Source organism: Pseudomonas sp. Leaf15, from assembly GCF_001421425.1.
Lineage (GTDB): Bacteria > Pseudomonadota > Gammaproteobacteria > Pseudomonadales > Pseudomonadaceae > Aquipseudomonas > Aquipseudomonas salomonii.
The window spans coordinates 103,197-127,705 of record NZ_LMKI01000009.1; the positions used below are offsets into that span (position 1 = coordinate 103,197).

Consider the following 24,509-nt stretch of genomic DNA (forward strand, 5'->3'; position numbering starts at 1 on the left):
CAAAACGTCAGCGCAAAAAGACCTCAGGCTTGAGGCGGGGCCAGCATTTGCGTGGTCACCAGGGCGGCCAGGGCGTTTTCCTGGGTGCCGAAACGCTTGAGCAGCAGGGCTTGTTTGTCGGCGCTGAGGCGGTTCCAGACTTCGATCATCTGCAAGGCAGCGTCCAGTACTGCGGGGTCCGGGGTGTCGGGGAGGGTGTCGGTCATGGCGGGGTCTCGGTAATTCAGGCAGTGTGGAAAGCGCTTGAAGTGCGCTTTCCACACGGTCTGGTACGGCGTCAGTCCTGGCGTTTGCTGTCGACTGGTTTTGCTTCTTTGGCCTCAGGCTGTTTATTACTGGCCTGCTGCGGTGTTGGCTGCTCAGTTGGGTGCAGGCTTGGGAAGGGGAGATTAGGTATCTCGTGCATCGTCGTCGCTCCTCGCAAGATCTGTTTTATCAATCGCAGGTGATTCCGCGCTCTCAAAAAGCCTTGGCAGGATACAGCACTGAAAATGACAAAAAGAATTTTATGTGGGTGGATGGATGAATTTTCATTTTTTTGCGCAAGTGGCATGGGGTCGCAGGCTGGGTGTCTGGGTTTCTGGGTGTCTGGGGGTATGCTGGGTTTGGGGGTATATCCGTTATTTGGGTGATGGCGGCATAGGGTTCCGCCCTGACGGCGGCTCACTTTTTGAGGGACCAAAAAGTAAGCAAAAAGTCCTCGCCCCAACACTCGGTGCCTCGCTGTGGCTCGGCATGCCCGCAATCCGCCAGTGATTTGGGGGGCCGCCGCCACGCGCCATCCATGGCGCGGGGCGGCTAAACCGGCATCCCTGCCGGTTTACCCCCCAAATCACTGTCGAATTCCGGCCATCGTGTTTGACGGGGCGATTTCAGATCAAGATCAAAAGCGCAGATCAAAAGACCGCCGACTTCGTCAGCGAAAAGGATGTAAGAGCCAGAGCAACAGCAACAGCAACAGCAACAGCAACAGCAACAGCAACAGCAGAGCCATACTCGGTCAAAGGTGGGAGCTGGCTTGCCTGCGATAGCATCAACTCAGTGTGCCTGATGTACCGAGGTGTCTGCATCGCAGGCAAGCCAGCTCCCACAGAAAAGCAGACCCCAGGTGTATGCAAATCCGCTTTTGCTTTTGATCCAACCACTCAGGTCGGCTTTCAGGCCGCCGTGCTGTAGATCTTGATCTTGATCTGCTTTTGATCTGAGAATCTCCCCGTCAACCACGATGGCCGAACGCAGGCTTGAATCCGTGGGTAACCCGGCAGGACGCCGGGTTAGCCGCGCTGGGCCAAGGATGGCCCATCGCGGCGGCCCACGGATTCAAGCCGGAGTGAGGGCATGCCGAGCCACAGCGAGGCACCGAGTGGTGGGGCGAAGACTTTTTGGTTACTTTTGTGTCTTTACAAAAGTGACCCGCCGTCAGGGCGGAACCCTAATCCGCCATCACCCAAATAACGGATATGTACTCAGCAGCCCACCAACCCACAAAAAATCCGCAGATACCTCAAAAAGGCACCTTCCCCAAAATCATGTCGCGATACATCACAAAATCCCCCAACAAACTGTAAAGCGGATGTTGAAACGTCGCCGGCCGGTTCTTTTCGAAGAAGAAGTGCCCGATCCAGGCAAAGGTGTACCCGGCGACCGGCAGGGCCAGCAACAACCCCAATGAGCCACGGCCAATGGCATAAGCCAGAATCCCAATCACCAAGGTGGTGCCGATAAAGTGCAGGCGCCGGCAGGTGCTGTCGGCGTGCTCACTCAGGTAATAAGGGTAAAACTCAGCGAAGCTATTGAATTTATTGACGTTTTCCACAGTGATCGGCCCTGGGCTGGTGATGCCGCTTAACAGGTGTTCGGCGGGGAGCTTATTTGAGTCTAGAGTGATCAGTGGTAACAGCCAGTGACAATAGATGCCACTTTAGTATCCTTGGCTTCCTGGCTGCCGTTTAAGCCTGCTTTTTTCAAGAAGACGCCATGAGCGAACGAACAACTTCTGCAAGCTGGGCAATGGGCATCGTCAAAGCGTTGGAAATGGACGGGCTGGATTGCCGTGTCCTGTTCAAGCAGTTGGGCCTGGACTACGCCGCCCTCAGTGACCCTGACGCGCGTTTTGCGCAAGACTCCATGACCCGGCTGTGGCAGCGCGCTGTCGAGCTGTCAGGCAACCCCGCGATCGGTTTGAACATGGGCAAGGTCGTGCGCCCGGCGTCGTTTCATGTGGCCGGTTACGCCTTGATGTCCAGCAACACCCTGGCCGAAGGTTTTATACGCCTGGTGCGTTATCAGCGCATCATCGCCGAAAGCGCCGACCTGAGTTTCCGGCTGCTGCCTGAAGGGTATGCGCTGATTCTGACGGTGCATGGCGATCACCTGCCGCCTACCCGACAAAGCGCCGAAGCCTCGTTGGCCAGTGCCCTGGCCTTGTGCGGCTGGCTGACCGGCCGCACCCTGCAGCCGCGCAAGGTGGTGCTGCAAGGCGATCAACCGGCTGACCTGGCGCCCTATAAGCAGGCCTTCCATGCGCCGATGGAGTTCAATGCGCCTTACGATGCGCTGATTTTCGAGCAGGCCGACATGGATGCGCCGCTGCCCACCGCCAATGAAGCCATGGCGTTGCTGCATGATCGATTTGCCGGTGAATACCTGGCACGGTTTTCCGAGAGCCGCGTGACCCACAAGGCGCGCCAGGTGCTGTGCCGCTTGCTGCCCCAGGGCGAGCCCAAGCGCGAAGTGGTGGCGCAAACCCTGCATCTGTCCCAGCGCACGTTGCAGCGGCGTTTGCAGGAGGAGGGCACCAGTTTCCAGACGCTGCTCGACGACACGCGCCGCGAGCTTGCCGAGCAGTACCTGGCGCAGCCAAGCATGACCTTGCTGGAAATCGCCTACCTGTTGGGCTTTGCCGACCCGAGCAATTTCTTCCGCGCGTTCCGCCGCTGGTTCGACGTCACGCCCGGCGAATACCGGGCGCGGTTGCTGCAGGCATCGACGGTCAGTGGCGCCAAAACGCCGGAATGCACAGAACAAACACGGTAATAATCTCCAGCCTTCCCAGCAGCATGCCGAATGACAAGATCCACTTGGCCGCATCCGGCAGGCTGGCGAAGTTACCGGCTGGGCCGATGGTTTCGCCAAGGCCGGGGCCGACGCCGGACACGGTACTGGCGGCACCGGTCAGCGCGGTCATCCAGTCCAGCCCCAGCAGCGACAGGGCCAGGGCGATGGCGCAGATGGTGATAGCGAAGAAAAACGAAAACGTCAGGATCGAGCGCACGATTTCTTCGTCGAGACGGTGGCCGTTGTACTTCTGCTTGATCACCGCGCGTGGATGGATCAACTGATTCAAGTTGGCCTTGAGCAGGATATAGGCAACCTGGAAGCGGAAGATCTTGATCCCGCCCGCCGTCGAGCCCGAACAGCCGCCAATAAAGCCCAGGTAGAAGAACAGCATCAGCGAGAAGTTGCCCCACAGGCTGTAGTCCCCCAGTGCAAAGCCGGTTGTGGTCACCACCGAAGTCACGTTCAGGGCGACATGGCGCAGGGCATCCAGCCAGTGCAGGTTGGTCGTCCACCAGTACCAGGTGCCGAGTACCAGCCACGTCACGATCAGCAAACCGAGCAAGCCTTGCACCTGCTGATCCTTGATCAGCGCCCGGCGGTTGCCGCGCAATGTGGCTACATACAGGGTGAACGGCAAGCTGCCGAGGATCATCACCACCACCGCCACCCAGTGCACCGCGGGTTGTTTCCAGTGGGCCAGGGATTCATCGGAGGTGGAAAACCCGCCGGTGGAAATCGCTGACATCGCGTGGTTGATCGCATCAAACAAGCCCATCCCGGCCCACCAGAACGCCAGGCTGCCCAGGATGGTGATGCCCACATACGCCGCCACGATCAGGCGCGCCACCATGTGCGAGCGCGGCATGACCTTTTCCGAGCGGTCCGAGGATTCGGTCTGGAACAGGCGCATGCCACCAATGCGCAGCAGCGGCAGGATCGCTACCGCCATGCCGATAAAGCCGATGCCGCCCAGCCAGTGCAACAGCGAGCGCCACATCAGGATGCCGGGGGACATGCTGTCCAGCCCGCTCAGTACGGTGGAACCGGTGGCGGTGATGCCCGACATGCTTTCAAAGAACGAGTCGGTGTAGCTGATGTGCTGGGTCAGCAAAAACGGCAGCGCGGCGAAGATGCACACCACCAGCCAACTGGTGACGGTCAGCAGGTACATGTCCCGGGGGCGCAGGTGCACGTGTTCAGGGCGGCCAGGGATGACCAGCGCCAGGCCGGCCAGGAAGGTGATCATGCTGGCCCACAGGAACGAGGGCAGGTCGCTGGTGCGTTCGAAGATCACCAGGGTGGCCATCGGGACGACCATGGCGATCGCGAGGGTGATCAGGAAGATGCCGATGATGAAACCGATGATGCGTAGGGTCGGCAACGCCATGAAGAAAGCTCGGGTTTGAGAGAGTGGCGCCATTCTACCTGCGGTGCAGGTCTTGTAAACCGGGGTGTCCGAGGCGATGCAGTTCAACTGTGGGAGCTGGCTTGCCTGCGATGGCGATCTGTCATCCAGCCACTTTGTTGCTGACCCACCGCTATCGCAGGCAAGCCAGCTCCCACAGTGGGTATGGGAAGGGGGAACGCGCACAAAAAAGGCGACCCGAAGGTCGCCTTATTCAGCGCAGGATCAATCAGAACTCGTGATCAGCGTTATCCGGGTTCAAATCGCTGATGCCCAGCTTGCCCGCGGCGGTTTCGATCGCGGCGGTCTGCTTGACCAGTGCCGCAATCGCGTCACGCACGATCTGGTTGCCCTTGTCGTTACCGGCAGCGATCAGCTGGTCGTAGTGCTCACCGGCGTTGGCCTGGTCAACCATGACCTGGATCTTCGCTTCGGTCGACGCCAGGTCGGCCTTGAGCGCCGAGTCGGCGGCTGGATCGGCCTTGGCCACCAGTGACGACAGGCTTGCGCCGGTCATCTTGGTGCCGTCGGTGCGGGTGTACTCGCCCAGGTAAACGTTGCGGATGCCCTTGGCGTCGTAGAAGTGCGAGTTGTGGGTGTTGTCGCTGAAGCAATCCTGTTCGTCTTCCGGCGAGTTGGCTTCCAGGGAAACCTTCATGCGTTCACCGGCCAGCTCGCCCAGGGACAGGCTGCCCATGCCGAACAACATTTTACGCAGGCCGTCGGTGGCAGGTTCTGCCTCCAGGGTGGCACGGTAGTTGTCGTCGACCTTGGGTTTCCAGTTGCCGACCATTTCTTCCAGGTCGCTGACCAGCAGCTGAGTCACGGCGCGCAGGTAAGTGCGACGGCGCTCGTTGTTGCCACCGGTGGCACCGTCGCCGGTCATGTAGTCGGAGGCCGGGCGGTTGCCCGCGCCTGGGCCGGTGCCGTTGAGGTCCTGGCCCCAGAGCAGGAACTCGATGGCGTGGTAGCCGGTGGCGACGTTGGCTTCGGAGCCGCCCAGCTCATTGAGGCTGGCGAGTTTTTCCGGGGTGATTTCCTTGACGTCGACCTTGTCTTCGCCCACCTGGATCTCGGTGTTGGCGATGATGTTGGCATTGGCGCCCGGGTTACCCAGCGCGTGCTCGTAGGATTTGTCTACGTAGTCGATCAGGCCTTCGTCCAGAGGCCAGGCGTTCACCTGGCCTTCCCAGTCGTCGATGATGGTGTTGCCGAAACGGAACACTTCGCTCTGCAGGTACGGCACACGGGCGGCGACCCAGGCGGTGCGGGCAGCTTTCAGGGTGTCGTCGTTCGGGTTGGCGAGGAAGGTGTCGATCGCGGTTTGCAGGGTCTTCGCGGTGGATTCGGCGTCGCTGTACACCGCGAACACCATGTCGGCGTAATGCGCGACAACGGCCTTGGCAGCGGCTTCGTCGACCTGGCCGGCAGGCGTGGCAGCCGCTGGAGCGGTAGTGCTGGCGGCCGGGGTCGGCGCTTGAGGTGCGGCGGCCTTGTCTTTACCTTCGCCGCAACCGGCGAGAGAAATGGCAATGGCCAGCAGACTGGCGGTGGCCAGGGGCATACGAATCATGGCGAACATCCTGCTTCGGTTGTTGATAGGGCGCGCGGGGAAGCGCAAAAACTGCGACATAATGCGAAAGATTTGCATTTTGTGTAAAGGTTTATGCGAGGGAAATATTTGGAATCGATTTGCCGGTTCAGAGAATCGCCGCGTTGTTGCGCTCGGACTGTTTCAAAAATGCCGCCAGCTCACGGGCCTGCAGCGGTTTGCTGTAGTGGTAGCCCTGGCCCTCATGGCAACCTTCGGAAATGATATAGGCCTCCTGCTCGGCGGTTTCCACGCCTTCGGCAATCACCTGCATGCCCAGGCTTTTACCCAGTTGGATGATGGCGCGCACGATGGTTGCGTCGTCGTCGTCATCCAGCAGGTCCTGGACGAAGCTCTTGTCGATCTTGATCTTGTCCAGCGGCAGGCTTTTCAGGTAGCTGAGGGATGAATAGCCGGTGCCGAAGTCATCAATCGCGATCAAGGCCCCGGAGCGGCGCAGGCTCAGCAGGTGCTGGGCGGCAGTGCTGATGTCTTCCATCAGGCCGGTCTCGGTCACTTCCAGCTCCAGGCTGCGTGGCGGCAGGCGGTAGATCTGCATCAGGTTGTTGACCACCCGTGGCAACTCGGTGTGGTGCAACTGCACGGTGGACAGGTTGACCGCCATGCGCAGCTCGGTGAAGCCCAGGTCATGCCATTCACGCAACTGCCGGCAAGCCTGGTCCAGCACCCATTCGCCAATCGGAATAATGGTGCCGTTCTGCTCCGCCAGCGGGATGAACAAGTCCGGCGGCACCAGGCCGTGTTCCGGGTGCTGCCAGCGAAGCAATGCCTCTACGCCCACCACGCGGTGGTCGAGGTAGCTGATCTGCGGTTGGTAGACCAAGTGGAACTGCTCGCGACTCAGGGCATCGCGCAGGTCTTTTTCCAGTTCCCGACGCCGGCGCATCTCGCTGTCGACACTGGCGATATAGAACTGATAGCGGTTGCGCGAGCGGCTCTTGGCCAGGGTCATGGTCTGTTCGGCTTTTTGCAGCAGCTTTTCGGTGCTGTCGCCGTCTTCCGGGAACAGGGTGATGCCGATGGTGGCGCGCAGGCGAATCTGGTCCTGGTCGAGGGCGAATTCGGCTTCCAGGTCATCAAGGATACTTTGCGCCAGCTCGGCAGCTTCGTAAGGCTGGTCGATATCGGCCTGCACCAGCGCAAACTGGTCGCCGCCCAAGCGGGCGAGGGCGCCGAGGCGGCCGCTGTGGGCGCGCAGGCGGTCGGCCAGGGCCAGCAACAATTTGTCGCCGGCCTGGTAGGTGAACTGTTCGTTGACGCTTTTGAAGTCATCCAGCCCTACGCACAGCACCGCCACCCGGCGCTGCCGGCGGCCGGCGTCGGTGAGGATCTTGTCCAGTTGCTCCTGCAGCTTCTGACGGTTCGGCAGGCCGGTAAGAAAGTCGTACTGGGCCATGCGCAACAGGCTCGACTCCGCCTCATGCCGCAAGTGCGTATTGCGTTCGATGGACTCGAGCAACTGGTTGGCGGTGTTGATCCACAGCCCCAGTTCGTTGCGTTCATGGCCCTTGAGCTGGGGGATCTTGTGTTCGCTGGGGCGGTCGGGGTTGATCGAGGTCAAGTGCTCGATAATCCGCGACAACGGCTTGGTCAGCAGCCAGTGATACACCAGGTACAGCACCAGGCCCATGGCCAGGGCGCGCAGCACGCCGGAAATAAAGATGATCACCGAGCTGACAATAAAGCCCTTGCCATAAGTGGCGGTGTCGAGGGTGATGCTCAGGTCGCCGTAATATTCGCTGTAGGGGCCTTTGCCGACCAGTGCGGTGGTGAAGGTGCGTTCCTGGCCAAGTATCGCGTCGGTCAGCCAGCGGGTTGGGGACTGCTGCAAGGCGCGGCTTTTTTCCGCCAGCATGGTTTCGTTGGGGTGGCCGATGGAGGCCATGCGCACGGCGTCGTCCTGAAACAGGCCTTCGATGACCTGCATGCCCATCTCGCGGTCCAGGCTGTAGACGGCCTGGGTGGAGGGGTCGCGAAACATGTCGAGGATCCGCTGCGCGTCACCGGCCACGGCCTGGCGCGTCTTATAGGCATCAAACACGATCTGCGCCACGCTCAGCGCCACGCCCACGATCAATGCCGAAAGCAGCACAACCCGTAGCAACTTCACCGACAAGCTGTTTTTGAGTTCCAGCTTCAAAGGGTCATTCCTTGTTCCATGCGGGTAGCCTCAATATGCCATGAGTATTGGCAATCTCGTGATGGCAGTCAAAGGGACATTGCGGCGAAGGCGTCTGGAGGCTTTAGAGGGCGTATCTGGAAGGAAGAGGGCGATGATATCCATCGCCCTCGGGTACCGCGCAGGAAAGGAAGGGAGCGCCTTCGACATCCCGACATCGAGTGTTGCGGGCTTAAGCTACTTTGATTGAGTTTTGGTTGACGTTGTTGAACGTGATCTGATGCTCGTTCTTCTGGTGGGCATCACCGCCGATTTTGCCTTGAGCCCTACCGGCGGCCTGAGTGGCTGAATTGACCAGCTTGCCCACCAAGTCCATGCCTTTGCCTGCGAGTGGCAACACTGAAGACACGGCTGACATACCCATCGATAACGGATCCATTGCGGACTCTCCTACTGGATGAAATGAGAGAGTTATTTCTCTCGCATGCTGGGTGGCCTGTTTCTCTTGGTGAGTTCCACACATCCTGCATTACCTTCATTTTTCATCGGCCACAAAAAAGCCCGGCAATGGCCGGGCTAAGGTGGTTTGAATGGCCTGAACTCGTGTTTCAGGCTCAGAGGTGTGCCGCTGCTGAAGAAGGTCTACTTGGCCATGGTCAGTAATTTCATCCAAGTACCATTCGGGAAATAGGTTCCGTTTCCAATGAGCGAATTCGCGTTTTTATACTCCTCCCACTCGTCCAAAACACCGGTATTCCCCAAGGCGCCTGTGACAGTGAACACCAGGGTGTTGGTGTCGCCAATCGGATCAAACATTAAAGTCTTCGGTAGCCGAGCATTGCTGTCGAAAGGGAATGGTTCTATCAGACGCAGGGAACGTACGGGACTCATGTTTTTCGGCAAGTCTCCTATGAGTAATCTCGTTCTTTGCATGGGTGAAAGGACCGACGAGCGTTGAAAGATCGTCTTGCTGACGGCACGTGTCGTGTTCCCCAGGCAGCGCGCAAACAGCGCTGCTCTCTGCAATACCTTCTTCGCCAGTGTCGCAAGTCCGCCGGCCACGCCAAACACCAGGGAGGCCCAAGCCAATCCTTTAGACAACTCTGGGTTGCTATCGGCAATAACCACGGACACGATGCCCAGGACGGCTGAAACAGTCGCCAATGTGACCATGGCTGCCGCCATCATTAACGTCGCTCCTCCGGTCATGACAGCCGTGAGTATGCCTAGGCCGGTAAAAATTACAGTTTTAATTAATTCCCCCGCTTTGCCCATGCCAAGAGCTTCAGGGAGTCTGTCGTCCCAAATTCTCCTTAAGCCATCTTGCACCGGATCGTGGCCACTGGGGTCATGAAAGTTGATGGGGTCGACATCGGCACAGTAACTACGAGCGTTCGGGCCGCCCTCGCCAAAGGGGCTGCTTGTATCCCAGGTATTGAATTGGTAGTTGGCGGGAATGAGAAAACGATAACCGCAGCCCAAGGGGTATTGGCCGTTCGTGCTGTCAATGAGTTCGCCATTAGCACCCAGCAATGAGTCAGTATTTTCAAAGAAGTGTTCACCATAGGGGCTATAGGCGTGAAATTTGGTGGTATGGGCTGTCGCGTCATAGGTCACCCAGACCGTACCGTTGAGGTCACACCATTCATACAGGACTCTATCAACTCCAGAAACTCGAGTTAATTGAGCAACGCAGGCAGCACTGCCAGGTTTCAGATGCCGGCAGTCGTTGTTTTCCCCCAGCGCATACTCGCCATTGACCTGCAGGTCGTTATAGATAAATTGACGTTGGTCCGGGCCCTGGTTGTGAGTCATCAGGCGATCGGAGGGGTCGTAGCTATACCGGGCGCTCCCGGCTTGGATCAGCCGTCCGAACGTATCATAGAGGTATTTTTTACCGGTTTGGTCTTGAGCAAGCCTGTCCGCAGCGTCGTACGTCAACGATGCGGATTTTGTGTAATCCGCGTGGGTGTTTCCAATTTTTTCCAGGCGAACGCCCCTTGCGCCGTCGTAGGTGTAGGACGCGGTATTGGACGCGGTAATGCTCTTGTCTTTGAAGGTGCTGATGCATCGGGTGACATTGCCCAGTCCATTGTAGGTGAACTCTTGCTTGTCGATGGGTTTGCCCTTCGGATTCAGTGGTCTCCAAACCCCAGTGGTCGTACACGACTTGAGCCGTCCGCCAGCACTGTAGGTGAAGCTGCGTGAGCCCAGCACGTTGCTCCCTCTTTTCAACTGGACCTGTTTGAATTTGCCATCGGCAAAGTAGGCGGTGGTTATTTCCAGGAGGAGGGGGGTGTTTCGGGGCGGGACGAAGCGACGGCTGATCTCACGCTGCTGAGCGTCATATGTGTACTTTATTTCGACTGTTTGCGTTGCGCCGCTTTTGGTCTCTATCTCTTCTTCTGCCAGTTGCCCCTGGTCGTTGTAAACATAGCGGGTAAAGAAGTCGTTCGCGCTATATATACGTTGCCCTACATTATTGTATCTACACGTGGTTGCTACGCCGAATACGTCGGTGTAACTCAACAAGCGCCCTGCGGGGGAGTAGCTGGAGGACACTTCTTTGGCTTCGCCAGGTTGAGTCTGAACGCGCTGTTGGGTCACGCGTGAGTTGAGATCATGGCTGTATTCAAGAAAATGCTCTCCCTCCCTGGCGGTTGATCGGCGTTGTGCTGCGTGAGCATAGGTGAAGGTTTTCTGCTGGCTGAGGTCCGCAGTGCTGACTTTACTGACTTTGTTTCCCAACTCCTTTATGTACTCGTAGTTGAGCTCGATACCGTCGGCGGTTCTTTTCGTAGCGGGCACCAGGCTGCCGCCATCGTATGTATAGAGTTCGGTTGCATTGCCTCGGTTCAAAGAGATGACCCGATCCCATTCATCGAACTTTCGCTCACCCAATACGTATCTGTGGGTGCCGAAACTGATTTCCACGGTTGTCGGTTCGTTGCTCTGTGAATGCGGGTCATAGGTGTAGCGGTAGGTGTAGGCAAGGTTTAATAAAGGCAGCAATCCTGTGTCATCTTCGACATAAGCCTCCGTCAGCACGCGCCCCAGGATATCGTGGGTGTAGGTGATGGTGGTAACGCCGTGCTCGCCATTGGTTATCAGCTTTTGGAGGAGCTGTGCCCCTGTGTAGGTGGCTGTTTGGGTTTGAAACGTCTTGCCACTCTGATCCTTCCACTCAATTTTTTTGATTGTGTCGTCCTGCAAGTCGTAAGTGGTCACCTTTTGATGTTTGTCAGTGACTTTTCCGGACCACTCAGTTCGAATCTTTGTGACGGGGTTATACCGGTTGAAATACTGGCTGCCATCGCTATAGATACGCCCGTCTGGCTCTCCCCAATTGTCGTAGGTTACCTCGCTCCATTTGCTGAATCGAGGGTCGCTCCCCTGGAAGCTTGCCTGGTAATCGTACTGAGTGCTGCGCAGCTCACGCCCTATCCCATCGTAGCTGACCTCCTTGAGCAATCGTCGAGTGTCCGCTGTAACGTACTCGTACTCTCTTACCAACCGATCCTGCCCATCGTATTCGCTCAAACGAACTTGCCCATTCGCCTCAGTGGTTTTCACTTGCCCGGGGGCTGGGTAGTCATAGGTGGTGGTTTGCTTATAGGTCGGACTTTGCGCACATAAGGTGAGGCTTGCCAGCCTGCCATAGCGGTCATAGGTGTATTCGGAGCGATTACCGTCTTCGTCTACTTGATGAGTGAGGCGCCTGCTAAGGACGCTCTGAGTGAATGAAGAAGTGCGCGTGGACGAGGTCTCAGATGTGTCGGTAATTTGGGTGGTCAGTTGTGTGTTGTTTTCTCCTCCGAGTGTGTACTCGAAAGAGCGTTCAAATGTTCGAGCCGAGTCGCCTCCACGAATGACTGATTGTGGCTTTCCTTTACGAAAGTCATCTTGCGTAAAATAGACAAGGTTTTGATAAAATGAGGTGCGATCTGATGTCGTATTGTTTTTGAAGGTTTCATTTGTATAGTCGAGCTTTGGCTCGCTCATGCCGGCTATAGAGATGTATTCGTATTCTTTTTCATGGCTGAAAGGTGTCAAAAAACTGTAACTTTCCACTGTTTCTTTGACAGGGCGGTCTGAGCCGAACCGTGGGCCATCGGCGTACTTGTAGAGCGTCTGTTTGTCGTTTTCAATGTTCTTCGTTAGAGCTGCGTCTTTATTGAAGTGGGTGACGATTTCAGATTCTCGGCTGCTGGCGTTTTGACGGTAAGTAGTGGTGCGTTGGTTTTTTATTGTGTCTGGGGTTGCGGAGATTGTGTATTTTGTTGTTGTGCTTCTTGTCACGCCGGCGACCGTTTTGGATGCCGATTCCGACAGGATTTCATTGGTTATGTAATCGTACGTGTACTCAGTTCTTCCTTGCTGATTGTTTTTGGTTGTGATGTAGGTTTTAAGGTTGGAGGAACGCTCGTATTCATACCAGTGTGCCACCGCACGGCCGCCGCCATTGGGCGTCAAGGTATGCTCGCTGACGCAGGGCAGCGCCGACAATTTCGGGTCGTCAGGGAAGTTCAATCCATTGTCTTTATACTCAAGCTCTTCTTTCAGACCCTCCCAGCCCGTGTACTTGACCATCAGCCAGCCGGCGCTCTTGTGGTCCAGGTATTCGAACGTGGATTTTATAGCGTCGGCAAGCGCTATCGATTTAAGTGCATAGTTCTCAATATCCAGTTCATAGCGCAGCGTTTCAGTAGGGTCGCCTGGCCAATAGGTTAGGGTCACCGGCGTGATTGCGGTCTCGGCGTTGTCGTCGGCGAGCGTATAGTCGATGTCCAGCAACGTGCGATATTTATCCGTGACGCGCTGCAGCTTGATCTGATGGTATGTTGTGCCATCTATGACATGGGGCGTGACGCTCCAGCTGAAGTTTAAATAGTTATAACCATCGGTGGTCAGCGACTGGGGTACATAAAATAGCGTGTCTTCCAATTTGGAAAGAACTTCTGTTCTGCCGCCCTTGCGGTACACGGTTAAGGTGCCATCGCTGTTCCATTCCACAATCACCGCGGGCTGTTTAAGATTTTTGTCTTTTTCCAGATTGAGCCTTTCCCCAGTACTGAGTGTGAGTGATTTATATTCTTCGCTGAAGATCGTAAAACAGAACTCCCAGCCATCGCCCAATGCGTTAAGGTTGTTTATTATGGGACTATAAAACAAGTCTGTTTCGAACTCGGGGCCGCTGCCGCAATTGCCGATCAGGAGGGGCATTTTTACACAGGCTTCGAATAGCCCGGTGCGGGTGTTGACTGTGTTGTATTTCTGGGTGGTAACGTTAAAAATCTGCTTGCGTCCGTAGTCGACCGGGTCCGTGCCCATTGGATTGTGTGCCATGGTTAATCTCCTTATTACTTGGCCAGTCCTGAGCCTTCAGGACGGATAGGGAGATCTGAGCGTACGCAAAATTTCGCAGTTCAGAACCTGTGAGTTCTGACAGTTTTTTATAAGTTTTAGCTATGGTTTATAGTGTTTTTAGGCGTTAAGGCGCAGGCTTTGAAATGGGCATAAAAAAACCGGTCTCCCTGAATGGGAGTCCGGTTTTTTGCGGTTCACCTAAGTCAACCGCTGTACGGCAAGCCGTGCTTAGGCAGTAAAGGCCTTGCCTTCAAACTGCTCAGCCACGAACTTCCAGTTGACCAGGTTCCAGAACGCTTCCACATACTTTGGACGCACGTTGCGGTAGTCGATGTAGTAAGCGTGTTCCCACACGTCGCAGGTCAGCAGCGGGGTGTCGCCGCTGGTCAGCGGGTTGCCGGCGCCGATGGTGCTGGCCAGGGCCAGGGAACCGTCAGCTTTTTTCACCAGCCAGCCCCAACCGGAACCGAAGGTGCCGACGGACGTCTTGGTGAACTCTTCCTTGAACTTGTCGAACGAACCGAAGGCTGCGTTGATGGCTTCAGCCAGCGCGCCGGTCGGTTGGCCACCGGCGTTTGGCGCCAGGCAGTTCCAGTAGAAAGTGTGGTTCCAGACCTGAGCGGCGTTGTTGAAGATGCCGCCCGACGAAGACTTGACGATTTCTTCCAGGGTCTTGCCTTCGAACTCGGTGCCAGGCACCAGGTTGTTCAGGTTCACGACATAGGTGTTGTGGTGCTTGTCGTGGTGGTACTCCAAGGTTTCCTTGGAAATGTGCGGCTGCAGGGCATCGTGTGCGTAGGGCAGCGGCGGCAATTCGAAAGCCATGATGATTCTCCTAATCAGGTCAGTTGCGGTGAGCGCAAGGCCGATCACGGGCGGCCAAACAAGCGCCGGGGAGTTTGTACTCTTTGCGGCGCAGGGTCCGGATCATAGCACCGGGGGTGCGGCAAAACCACGCAACAACTGTGTGGGATAGAGGTTCCAGAGCGTTTTGGAATATTCATCCGGCACTGATCAGTTGGTAGGCGACGCTGAACATCATCACCGCGACCAGCAGGTCGAGCAGGCGCCAGGTTGCCGGGCGTGCCAGCCACGGCGCTAACCATGCCGCACCGAGTGCCAGGGTGGCGAACCACAGGAACGACGCGCTGGCAGCGCCGGCGACATACGCGCCGGGCTCGGTCTGTTGCGCGCCCAGTGAACCGATCAGCAGCACGGTGTCCAGGTACACATGGGGGTTGAGCAGCGTTACCGCCAAGGCACTGAGCAGCACGGCGCGCAATGAGCGCACCTTGAGGTTGGCGCCTTGTTCCAGGCTTTGCCGGGAACACGCCCGACGCAACGCCAAAGTGCCGTACCACAACAGGAACGCCGCGCCGCCCCAGCGGGCAATCGCCAGCAGCAGCGGGTTTTGCGCCAGCACGGTAGCCAGGCCGAATACCCCGAGCGCCACCAGAATTGCATCACACACGATGCACAGCGCCGCCACCGGCAAGTGATGTTCACGGCGCAGGCTTTGCGCCAACACAAACGCGTTCTGGGTGCCGATCGCCATGATCAGGCCGAGAGCCACCAGCAGCCCGTTTACGTAGCTTTGCCACATGGTCATTACTCCGCGTTTGCTGCCAGTTGGCGCAATACATCCATGGCCCGCTCGGCATCGGCGCGGCCGACGAACAAGTGGTCGTGATAAAACCCGGCAATCACGTTGCAACTGATTCCGGCGCTGCCCAGCGCACTGGCGAACGCGGCCGTGAGGCCCACGGCTTCAAGGGCCGAATGCACATTCAGGGTGATCCAGGCGGCCACATAGTCGAAGGCCAGCCCGGCGTGTTCCGCTTGCTGACGCTCCACAATCAGGGTCAAACCTTCCTGCTCGCGAAAGCTGCCGATGATCTCGCAACCTGCCGGGATACGTGAGTCGGGCAGGGTGCAGAACACGTAGTCGCCTTCGTTTAGATGAGGGCTCATGCTGCGCAGCAGGGTGGTCAGGGCGGTTTCGCCAGCCATGTGTGGGTTCCTTTAATAAAGAGAAGCAATGCTGGTCATTCTCCCGGCTCAGGCTGTATAAGAAAAACCAATATTGCTGATCGCTCATTAGAGAAACTGATGTTCGACTATAAATTGCTTTCCGCCCTGGCGGCGGTGGTGGAGCAGGCCGGCTTCGAGCGTGGCGCCCAGGTGCTGGGGCTTTCGCAGTCGGCGATTTCCCAGCGCATCAAGTTACTGGAGGCGCGTATAGGCCAACCGGTGCTGGTGCGGGCCACGCCACCGACACCCACCGACATCGGCCGGCGGTTGCTTAACCATGTGCAACAGGTGCGTTTGCTCGAGCGCGACCTGCAAAGCCAGGTGCCGGCGCTGGACGAGGAGGGCATGCCCGAGCGCCTGCGCATCGCCTTGAACGCCGACAGCCTCGCCACCTGGTGGGCCGAGGCCGTCAGCGACTTTTGCGCCGAGCAGCATTTGTTGCTGGACCTGGTGGTAGAAGACCAGACCGTGGGCCTCAAGCGCATGCGCGCCGGTGAAGTGGCGGCCTGTATCTGCGCCAGCGAACGCCCGGTAGCCGGGGCGCGCAGCCTGTTGCTCGGTGCCATGCGTTACCGTGCGTTGGCCAGCCCTGCATTTATAACGCGGCATTTTCCTGAAGGCGTGCGTGCCGATCAGTTGGCACGCACGCCGGCGCTGGTGTTCGGCCCGGATGATTTCCTGCAGCACCGCTACCTGGCATCGTTGGGCGTGGACGGCGGTTTCGAGCACCATTTGTGCCCGTCCTCCGAAGGTTTTATTCGCCTGACCGAAGCCGGGCTGGGGTGGGGCCTGGTGCCGGAATTACAGGTGCGCGACCAGTTGCAAACCGGCGTGTTGGTCGAGTTATTGCCAGATAAGCCCATCGACGTGCCGCTGTACTGGCATCATTGGCGCAGTGGCGGGCAATTGTTGGGGTTGCTGACCGATCACTTGGCCCAGGTGTGTGGCCAATGGTTGGTGCCCTATCAGCAGTAACAAGCGTCAAGCTGCAAGCTGCAAGATAAACGCTTGCAGACCGTATTTAACTTGCAGCTTGTAGCTTGGCGCTCGCAGCTGTATCCGTAGGAGACACCATGAAAATTCTGGTCACCGGCGCAAGCGGCTTCATCGGCGGGCGTTTTGCGCGTTTCGCCCTGGAGCAGGGCCTGGACGTGCGGGTCAACGGGCGGCGCGCCGAAGGTGTGGAGCACCTGGTACGGCGCGGCGCCGAGTTTATCCAGGGTGATCTCAATGATGCCGACCTGGTGCGCGAGCTGTGCCGCGATGTCGAGGCCGTGGTGCATTGCGCCGGGGCCGTCGGGTTGTGGGGCAAGTACCAGGACTTCCACCAGGGCAATGTGCTGGTCACCGAAAACGTCGTCGAAGCCTGTCTTAAAGAGCGTGTCGGGCGCCTGGTGCACTTGTCGTCGCCGTCGATCTACTTTGATGGTCGCGATCACCTGGGGCTGACCGAGGAGCAAGTGCCCAAGCGCTTCAAGCATCCGTATGCCGCCACCAAGTACCTGGCGGAACAGAAGGTGTTCGGCGCCCAGGAGTTCGGCCTCGAGGTACTCTCGCTGCGCCCGCGTTTTGTCACCGGGGCCGGCGACATGAGCATCTTCCCGCGCTTGCTTAAAATGCAGCGCAAAAACCGCCTGGCCATCGTCGGCGACGGTTTGAACAAGGTCGATTTCACCAGCGTACACAACCTCAATGAGGCGCTGCTCAGCAGCCTGCTCGCCACCGGCTCGGCGTTGGGTAAAGCCTACAACATCAGCAATGGCGCGCCGGTGCCAGTGTGGGATGTGGTCAATTACGTGATGCGCCAGATGGACATGCCCCAGGTCACCCGGTACCGGTCTTACGGTTTGTCCTACAGCGTGGCGGCGCTGAACGAGGCATTCTGTGCGATGTGGCCGGGGCGCCCGGAGCCGTCGTTGTCGCGTTTGGGCATGCAGGTGATGAACAAAGATTTCACCCTGGACATCAGCCGCGCCAGGCATTATCTCGACTACGAGCCCAAGGTCAGCCTGTGGACGGCGCTCGATGAGTTCTGCAGTTGGTGGAAAGCTCAGGATCCGGGGCTGAAGTAAGCTCACAACCAGCAACACATCGGGAACCGAATTCAGGCTTCCGGGTCGACCAATGCGGCGCGAACGGGGTTTATACTCCGCTCGCTCGGCTACTCCGGTCACCATCTCACCGATTCAGGGTTGATTCATGCGTAACGATGCCAAAGACGATTTCGACAATGTTCCCAGCCTGCGGGCCGACATCGGGGACGATGATGATTTCGAGCCGACTCCCGCCACCTCCGTGCGGTCGCGCGCACCCAAGGTGGTCAAGGTCAAGAGCGCCAGCACCGGCCCCCTGTGGGCCCTGGTCGGTGCGCTGCTGATCGCCTTCGCCGGCCTGGCCTGGTGGAGCTTCCAGCAGATTTCCCTGATGGGCCAGCAGTTGGTCGCCACCCAGGAAAGCTTTGCGCGCATCAGCGAAGAAGCGGCGGGGCGCCTGCAGGACATTTCCGGCAAGGTGGTGGCCAGCGAGGCCAACGTCAACAACGGCAGCGAAGCCCTCAAGGCGCAGATCAAGCAGTTGGAAACCCAATTGCTGGAGCAAGGCAAGCAGCAAGTGGGCGTGGCCGGGCAGGCGACTGAACTGGACCAACGCCTGGCACAGATGAGCGCCAGCACCACCGAGTTGTCGAGCGCGAATGCCAAACTCCAGGGCCAGGTGCAGGCGCTGACCGAGGCCGTGGCCACGCTCAAGGCGGCGCAGGGTGACATCAAGGACCTGTCCGCTGACGTGGCAGCCCTGAAGAAACAAGGCAACCCGAGCGCAGCCATCGCTCGCCTGGAACAAGACCTGCTGGTGCTTAAAAGCGCGCAGGAAAACCAGCCCGCCAATAGCGATGCGCCGACCAATAAAGAGTTCGACGTGTTCCGCATCCAGACCACGCGCAACATCACCACCTTGCAGAGCCAGGTCCAGAACCTTAACCAAAAGCTCAACGCGCCCGCGCGGGTCACCCCACTGGGCCAATGATCGTTCCCACGCTCTGCGTGGGAATGCCGCCATGGACGCTCCGCGTCCCGCTGCGCCACAGGCCGCATTATCACGCGGAGCGTGGGAACGATCAATGTCACAGCCTTGTGACATTTCCCATCCGCTTCGTTACTTGCCCATCCCTCGCCCTTGTTTAGACTCCGGTCATCCCACAAAAACTAAAAAGGGCTACCCATGACCATGCAACCACTGCCTGCCAGCAGTTGGCTGAACGCACCTGCCCATCACGCCTGGCTCGCCAGTGAAGGCCAGCGCCTGCTGGCGTTCGCCAAAGCTTCACGTCTGCCGGACGGCTTCGGCAACCTTGACGACAAAGGCCAGCTGCCGGCCGACGCCCACGCCGAAACCATGAACACGGCGCGCATGACCCACAGCTTTGCCATGGCCCACGCCATGGGTTTGCCGGGGTATGCCGACCTGGTTGCCCATGGTGTTGCCGCCCTCAGTGGTCCCTTGCGCGACTGTGAGCACGGCGGCTGGTTCGCCGCGCCCAACGCCCTGGATGGCAACCGTGGCAAAGCCGCTTACCTGCATGCTTTTGTTGCCCTGGCTGCCAGCTCTGCCGTAGTGGCCGGCGCGCCGGGTGCGCAAAACCTGCTCAACGACGCCGTGCATATCATCGACCAGTTCTTCTGGAGCGAGGAGGAGGGCGTGATGCTCGAGTCCTTCGCCCAGGACTGGAGCGGGGTCGAAGCGTATCGTGGCGCCAACAGCAACATGCACGCCACCGAAGCCTTTCTGGCACTGGCCGATGTCACGGGTGAAACACGCTGGCTGGACCGCGCGCTGCGCATTGTCGAGCGCGTTATCCACACTCACGCTGCCGGCAACCAGTTCATGGTGATCGAGCATTTCGACACCCACTGGCAACCCTTGCTCGGCTACAACGAAGACAACCCTGCCGATGGCTTCCGCCCGTATGGCATTACCCCCGGCCACGGTTTCGAATGGGCACGGTTGGTGCTGCACCTGGAAGCCTCACGCCTGCAAGCCGGGCTGGCCACGCCGGACTGGCTGGTGACCGACGCCCGCGGCCTGTTCGCCAGCGCCTGCGAATACGCCTGGGCTGTGGACGGCGCTCCCGGCATTGTCTACACCCTGGACTGGAACCATCAACCGGTGGTGCGCGAGCGCTTGCACTGGACCCACGCCGAAGCCAGCGCGGCGGCCCAGGCCTTGCTCAAGCGCACTGGCGAGCTGCATTACGAAACCTGGTATCGGCGCTTCTGGGAGTTCTGCGAAACCCGGTTTATCGACCGTATCAACGGCAGCTGGCACCACGAACTCAGCCCGCACAACCAGCCCAGCAGCAAGATCTGGGGTGGCAAGCCGGACCTGTACCATGCCTGGCAAGCGGTCGTACTGCCTGTACTGCCCTTGGCACCGAGTATGACCAGTGCGTTGGGCCAAGGGCGTTATGTCACCAAGTGGTGACATTTGTGCGTCCCTTTGTTACCTGCGCGCTAAAAATCCATGTTTAAACTCCGTGCAGCGCAAGCTCTAGACTTGCATGCATAACAACAAGAAAAGGTATTCAGATGAACGCGATTAATCGCCTCGCCGTTGCTATTTCCATTGCCTCGTTGTTTCCCCTCAGTGCATTTGCCGCCGACTCGAAAGGGACGGTTGAAGTTGTGCATTGGTGGACCTCCGGCGGTGAAAAAGCGGCAGTGGACGTACTGAAGGCTCAAGTTGAGAAAGATGGCTTCGTCTGGAAAGACGGTGCCGTCGCAGGTGGTGGTGGCGCCACTGCAATGACTGTACTGAAAAGCCGTGCAGTCGCGGGTAACCCGCCCGGCGTTGCCCAGATCAAAGGCCCGGACATCCAGGAATGGGCGTCCACTGGCTTGCTCGACACCGACGTGCTCAAAGACGTCGCCAAAGAAGAAAAGTGGGACTCGCTGCTCGACAAAAAAGTCTCCGATACCGTGAAGTACGAAGGTAACTACGTTGCCGTACCGGTCAACATTCACCGCGTTAACTGGCTGTGGATCAACCCGGAAGTCTTCAAGAAAGCCGGTATCACCAAAAACCCGACCACCCTCGAAGAATTCTACGCAGCCGGCGACAAGCTCAAAGCCGCAGGCTTCATCCCGCTCGCCCACGGTGGCCAGCCTTGGCAGGACAGCACCGTATTCGAAGCGGTCGTACTGTCGGTAATGGGTGCTGATGGCTACAAGAAAGCCCTGGTTGACCTGGATAACGACGCGCTGACCGGCCCGCAAATGGTCAAGGCCCTGACTGAGCTGAAAAAGGTCGCGACCTATATGGACGTCGACGGCAAAGGCCAGGACTGGAACCTGGAAGCCGGCAAAGTCATCAACGGCAAGGCCGGCATGCAGATCATGGGTGACTGGGCCAAGTCCGAATGGACTGCCGCCAAGAAAGTCGCCGGCAAAGACTACGAGTGCGTAGCCTTCCCGGGCACCGACAAAGCCTTTACCTACAACATCGACTCCCTGGCGGTGTTCAAGGTTAAAGACAAAGGCACCCAGGAAGGTCAGAAGGACATCGCCAAAGTGGTACTGGGCGAAAACTTCCAGAAAGTCTTCAGCATCAACAAAGGCTCGATCCCGGTTCGTACCGACATGCTCAATGAAATGGACAAGCTCGGTTTCGACTCCTGCGCCCAGACCGCTGCCAAAGACTTCCTGGCGGACGCCAAATCCGGTGGTCTGCAGCCAAGTATGGCCCACAACATGGCCACTACCCTGGCGGTACAAGGCGCGTTCTTTGATGTCGTGACCAACTACATCAACGACCCGAAAGCCGACCCGGCCGACACCGCCAAGAAACTCGGCGCTGCGATCAAGTCTGCCAAGTAACGGTTAGCACGGCTGGTCCTTGTGAGGGGAAACCCCCTGACCCCTCACAAGGCTTGCTTCAGTAGTCTTTTTTCCTGTACTGGATTTTCCCATGAGTTCTGTTGCTGTGTTCAGCAAGGCCTCGCCGTTCGATGCGCTACAGCGCTGGCTCCCTAAACTGGTGCTGGCACCGAGCATGTTCATCGTACTGGTGGGCTTCTACGGCTACATCCTGTGGACATTCGTGCTGTCGTTCACCACGTCCACGTTCCTGCCCAGCTACAAATGGGCCGGTCTTGCGCAATACGCGCGGTTGTTCGACAACGACCGTTGGTGGGTGGCGAGCAAGAACCTGGCGCTGTTCGGCGGGATGTTTATCGGCATCACTTTGGTGATCGGCGTGACGCTGGCGATTTTCCTCGACCAGAAGATCCGCCGCGAAGGTTTTATCCGCACCATTTACCTGTACCCGATGGCGCTCTCGATGATCGTGACCGGTACGGCGTGGAAATGGCTGCTCAACCCGGGCATGGGCCTGGACAAACTTCTGCGTGACTGGGGCTGGGAAGGCTTCCGTCTCGACTGGCTGATCGACCCCGACCGTGTGGTGTATTGCCTGGTGATTGCCGCCGTGTGGCAAGCTTCGGGCTTCATCATGGCGATGTTCCTGGCCGGCCTGCGTGGCGTTGATCAGTCGATCGTGCGCGCCGCGCAAATCGATGGCGCCAGCCTGCCGCGCATCTACTGGAGCGTGGTGCTGCCAAGCCTGCGCCCGGTGTTCTTCAGTGCGGTGATGATCCTCGCGCACATCGCGATCAAGAGCTTCGACCTGGTAGCGGCCATGACCGCCGGCGGCCCGGGCTACTCGTCTGACCTGCCTGCGATGTTCATGTACTCGTTCACCTTCAGTCGTGGCCAGATGGGCATGGGCTCGGCCAGTGCAATCCTGATGCTCGGCGCGATCCTCGCGATCATCGTGCCTTACCTGTATTCCGAGCTGAGGACCAAGCGCAATGACTAGTCTCGCCTCCAAACCTGCCAGCAGCCTGAGTCGCATCGCGATCTACGCGGTGCTGATCCTCGCCGTGCTGCTGTACCTGGTGCCGCTGGTGGTGATGCTGCTGACCAGCTTCAAAACCCCGGAAGACATCAGCACCGGCAACCTGCTGAGCTGGCCGACCGTCGTCACCGGCATCGGCTGGGTCAAGGCCTGGGCCACTGTTGACGGTTACTTCTGGAACTCGATCAAGATCACCGTTCCGGCGGTACTGATCTCCACCGCCATCGGCGCGTTGAATGGCTATGTGCTGTCGTTCTGGCGCTTCAAAGGTTCGCAGCTGTTCTTCGGCCTGCTGCTGTTCGGCTGCTTCCTGCCGTTCCAGACCGTGCTGCTGCCGGCATCGTTCACCCTCGGCAAGATGGGCCTGGCCAGTACCACCACGGGCCTGGTGTTTGTGCACGTGGTCTACGGGTTGGCGTTTACTACACTGTTTTTCCGTAATTACTACGTGAGCATTCCTGACGCGCTGATCAAGGCGGCACGGCTGGACGGTGCAGGTTTCTTCACCATCTTCCGTCAGATCATTCTGCCGATGTCGACGCCGATCATCATGGTCTGCCTGATCTGGCAGTTCACCCAGATCTGGAACGACTTCCTGTTCGGTGTGGTGTTCTCCAGCGGCGACTCGCAGCCCATTACGGTGGCGCTGAACAACCTGGTCAACACCAGCACCGGGGCCAAGGAATATAACGTGGATATGGCGGCGGCGATGATCGCCGGGCTGCCGACCCTGCTGGTCTATGTGATCGCAGGCAAGTATTTCGTGCGCGGCCTCACGGCCGGCGCGGTCAAGGGGTAATCATGGCTACGCTTGAACTTCGCAATGTAAACAAGACCTATGGCGCCGGCCTGCCCGACACCTTGAAGAACATCGAACTGTCGATCAAAGAGGGCGAGTTCCTGATTCTGGTCGGCCCTTCGGGTTGCGGTAAATCGACCTTGATGAACTGCATTGCCGGCCTGGAGACCATCACCGGCGGCGCCATCATGATCGGCGACCAGGACGTGAGCGGCATGAGCCCCAAGGACCGTGACATCGCCATGGTGTTCCAGTCCTACGCGCTGTACCCGACCATGAGCGTGCGTGAGAACATCGAGTTCGGCCTCAAGATCCGCAAGATGCCCCAGGCCGATATCGATGCCGAAGTGGCGCGCGTGGCCAAGCTGCTGCAGATCGAGCACCTGCTTAATCGTAAGCCGGGCCAGCTTTCCGGTGGCCAGCAACAGCGTGTGGCCATGGGCCGCGCCCTGGCACGGCGGCCGAAGATCTACCTGTTCGACGAACCGCTGTCCAACCTCGACGCCAAACTGCGCGTCGAGATGCGCACCGAAATGAAACTGATGCACCAGCGTCTGAAAACCACCACGGTGTACGTCACCCACGACCAGATCGAAGCGATGACCCTGGGCGACAAAGTGGCGGTGATGAAGGATGGCATCATTCAACAATTTGGCACGCCGAAAGAAATCTATAACGACCCGGCCAACCTGTTTGTGGCAAGCTTTATCGGTTCACCTCCAATGAACTTCATACCTTTGCGCCTGCAACGCAAGGACGGTCGCCTGGTGGCACTGCTCGACAGCGGCCAGGCCCGTTGCGAGCTGCCGCTGGGTATGAGTGATGCTGGGCTTGAAGATCGCGATGTGATCCTGGGTCTGCGCCCGGAGCAAATTGTTCTGGCCACGGGTGAAGCGAATGGGTCGTCGAGCATTCGTGCCGAAGTCCAGGTCACTGAGCCGACCGGTCCGGACACGTTGGTGTTTGTGCAACTCAACGACACCAAAGTCTGCTGCCGCCTCGCGCCGGACGTTGCACCGCAGGTCGGTGAGACCCTGACCCTGCAATTCGACCCGGCCAAGGTATTGCTGTTCGACGCCAAAACCGGCGAACGCTTGGGCACTGCTGCCTCATTGCCTGCACACGGGCATGCCGACAACGTGGCCCAATTCAAAGGCCGCTGAAGCAGATAACTTGTTGTTTTGGTTAAAAAAAAGTAACCCGCGTT

General features: G+C 58.4%; 20 protein-coding genes. 9 read left to right on the forward strand and 11 right to left on the reverse strand.

Going from position 1 to position 24,509, the window contains the following annotated elements:
• Positions 1-23 precede the first annotated feature (23 nt).
• The 3 genes from ASE80_RS09055 to ASE80_RS09060 all read right to left on the reverse strand — a co-directional run bounded on the left by ASE80_RS09055 (position 24) and on the right by ASE80_RS09060 (position 1,816).
• Positions 24-206 (reverse strand): hypothetical protein, encoded by a 183-nt coding sequence (locus ASE80_RS09055; RefSeq protein WP_056858613.1) that lies wholly within the window; start codon positions 204-206, stop codon positions 24-26.
• Positions 207-277: 71 nt separating this feature from the next.
• A complete protein-coding gene (locus ASE80_RS30695) occupies positions 278-553 on the reverse strand; it encodes a hypothetical protein (protein ID WP_133257342.1) in 276 nt (91 codons plus the stop codon).
• A gap of 951 nt (positions 554-1,504) precedes the next feature.
• The gene (locus tag ASE80_RS09060) at positions 1,505-1,816 is read right to left on the reverse strand and encodes a DUF962 domain-containing protein (protein WP_056858614.1); all 312 of its coding nucleotides are present in this window, start codon (positions 1,814-1,816) and stop codon (positions 1,505-1,507) included.
• 161 nt (positions 1,817-1,977) lie between these two features.
• Between ASE80_RS09060 and ASE80_RS09065 the strand changes: the two genes are divergently transcribed.
• A complete protein-coding gene (locus ASE80_RS09065) occupies positions 1,978-3,036 on the forward strand; it encodes an AraC family transcriptional regulator (protein WP_056858615.1) in 1,059 nt (352 codons plus the stop codon).
• Here the strand turns inward: ASE80_RS09065 and ASE80_RS09070 are convergent.
• The 8 genes from ASE80_RS09070 to ASE80_RS09105 form a co-directional block, all read right to left on the reverse strand.
• Complete coding sequence (locus ASE80_RS09070; RefSeq protein ID WP_056858616.1) at positions 2,993-4,447, reverse strand: TrkH family potassium uptake protein; 1,455 nt, start codon at positions 4,445-4,447, stop codon at positions 2,993-2,995. The genes ASE80_RS09065 and ASE80_RS09070 overlap by 44 nt on opposite strands.
• Before the next feature lie 247 nt (positions 4,448-4,694).
• Positions 4,695-6,038, reverse strand: coding sequence for an imelysin family protein (locus ASE80_RS09075; protein ID WP_056858617.1), 1,344 nt, complete (start codon positions 6,036-6,038; stop codon positions 4,695-4,697).
• A 127-nt stretch (positions 6,039-6,165) separates the two neighbouring features.
• Positions 6,166-8,217, reverse strand: a complete 2,052-nt coding sequence (locus ASE80_RS09080) for a putative bifunctional diguanylate cyclase/phosphodiesterase (RefSeq protein ID WP_056858618.1) — start codon at positions 8,215-8,217, stop codon at positions 6,166-6,168.
• A 211-nt stretch (positions 8,218-8,428) separates the two neighbouring features.
• Complete coding sequence (locus tag ASE80_RS09085) at positions 8,429-8,635, reverse strand: hypothetical protein (protein ID WP_056858619.1); 207 nt, start codon at positions 8,633-8,635, stop codon at positions 8,429-8,431.
• A 203-nt stretch (positions 8,636-8,838) separates the two neighbouring features.
• On the reverse strand, positions 8,839-13,542 hold the full coding sequence (locus ASE80_RS09090; RefSeq protein WP_056858620.1) for an RHS repeat domain-containing protein: 4,704 nt from the start codon (positions 13,540-13,542) through the stop codon (positions 8,839-8,841).
• 249 nt (positions 13,543-13,791) lie between these two features.
• On the reverse strand, positions 13,792-14,388 hold the full coding sequence (locus ASE80_RS09095) for a superoxide dismutase (protein ID WP_043049045.1): 597 nt from the start codon (positions 14,386-14,388) through the stop codon (positions 13,792-13,794).
• Positions 14,389-14,563: 175 nt separating this feature from the next.
• Complete coding sequence (locus ASE80_RS09100; RefSeq protein WP_056858652.1) at positions 14,564-15,166, reverse strand: LysE/ArgO family amino acid transporter; 603 nt, start codon at positions 15,164-15,166, stop codon at positions 14,564-14,566.
• A 5-nt stretch (positions 15,167-15,171) separates the two neighbouring features.
• Positions 15,172-15,573: an ACT domain-containing protein gene (locus ASE80_RS09105; protein ID WP_056858621.1), complete on the reverse strand. Its 402-nt coding sequence runs from the start codon at positions 15,571-15,573 to the stop codon at positions 15,172-15,174.
• Between the two features lie 99 nt (positions 15,574-15,672).
• Between ASE80_RS09105 and ASE80_RS09110 the strand changes: the two genes are divergently transcribed.
• The 8 genes from ASE80_RS09110 (at position 15,673) to ASE80_RS09145 (ending at position 24,465) form a co-directional block, all read left to right on the forward strand.
• Positions 15,673-16,569, forward strand: coding sequence for a LysR family transcriptional regulator ArgP (locus tag ASE80_RS09110; protein WP_056858622.1), 897 nt, complete (start codon positions 15,673-15,675; stop codon positions 16,567-16,569).
• A gap of 98 nt (positions 16,570-16,667) precedes the next feature.
• Positions 16,668-17,666, forward strand: coding sequence for an NAD-dependent epimerase/dehydratase family protein (locus ASE80_RS09115; protein ID WP_056858623.1), 999 nt, complete (start codon positions 16,668-16,670; stop codon positions 17,664-17,666).
• 127 nt (positions 17,667-17,793) lie between these two features.
• A complete protein-coding gene (locus tag ASE80_RS09120; protein WP_056858624.1) occupies positions 17,794-18,618 on the forward strand; it encodes a hypothetical protein in 825 nt (274 codons plus the stop codon).
• A 195-nt stretch (positions 18,619-18,813) separates the two neighbouring features.
• A complete protein-coding gene (locus ASE80_RS09125; RefSeq protein ID WP_056858625.1) occupies positions 18,814-20,073 on the forward strand; it encodes a D-mannose isomerase in 1,260 nt (419 codons plus the stop codon).
• Between the two features lie 104 nt (positions 20,074-20,177).
• Positions 20,178-21,464, forward strand: coding sequence for an ABC transporter substrate-binding protein (locus tag ASE80_RS09130; protein ID WP_056858626.1), 1,287 nt, complete (start codon positions 20,178-20,180; stop codon positions 21,462-21,464).
• A 91-nt stretch (positions 21,465-21,555) separates the two neighbouring features.
• Positions 21,556-22,464, forward strand: a complete 909-nt coding sequence (locus ASE80_RS09135) for a carbohydrate ABC transporter permease (RefSeq protein ID WP_017139183.1) — start codon at positions 21,556-21,558, stop codon at positions 22,462-22,464.
• Positions 22,457-23,302, forward strand: coding sequence for a carbohydrate ABC transporter permease (locus ASE80_RS09140; protein WP_056858627.1), 846 nt, complete (start codon positions 22,457-22,459; stop codon positions 23,300-23,302). The genes ASE80_RS09135 and ASE80_RS09140 overlap by 8 nt, the downstream gene beginning before the upstream one ends.
• A gap of 2 nt (positions 23,303-23,304) precedes the next feature.
• Entirely contained in the window at positions 23,305-24,465 is a 1,161-nt protein-coding gene (locus tag ASE80_RS09145; RefSeq protein WP_017139185.1) for an ABC transporter ATP-binding protein, read from the forward strand.
• The last annotated feature ends 44 nt before the right edge of the window (positions 24,466-24,509 follow it).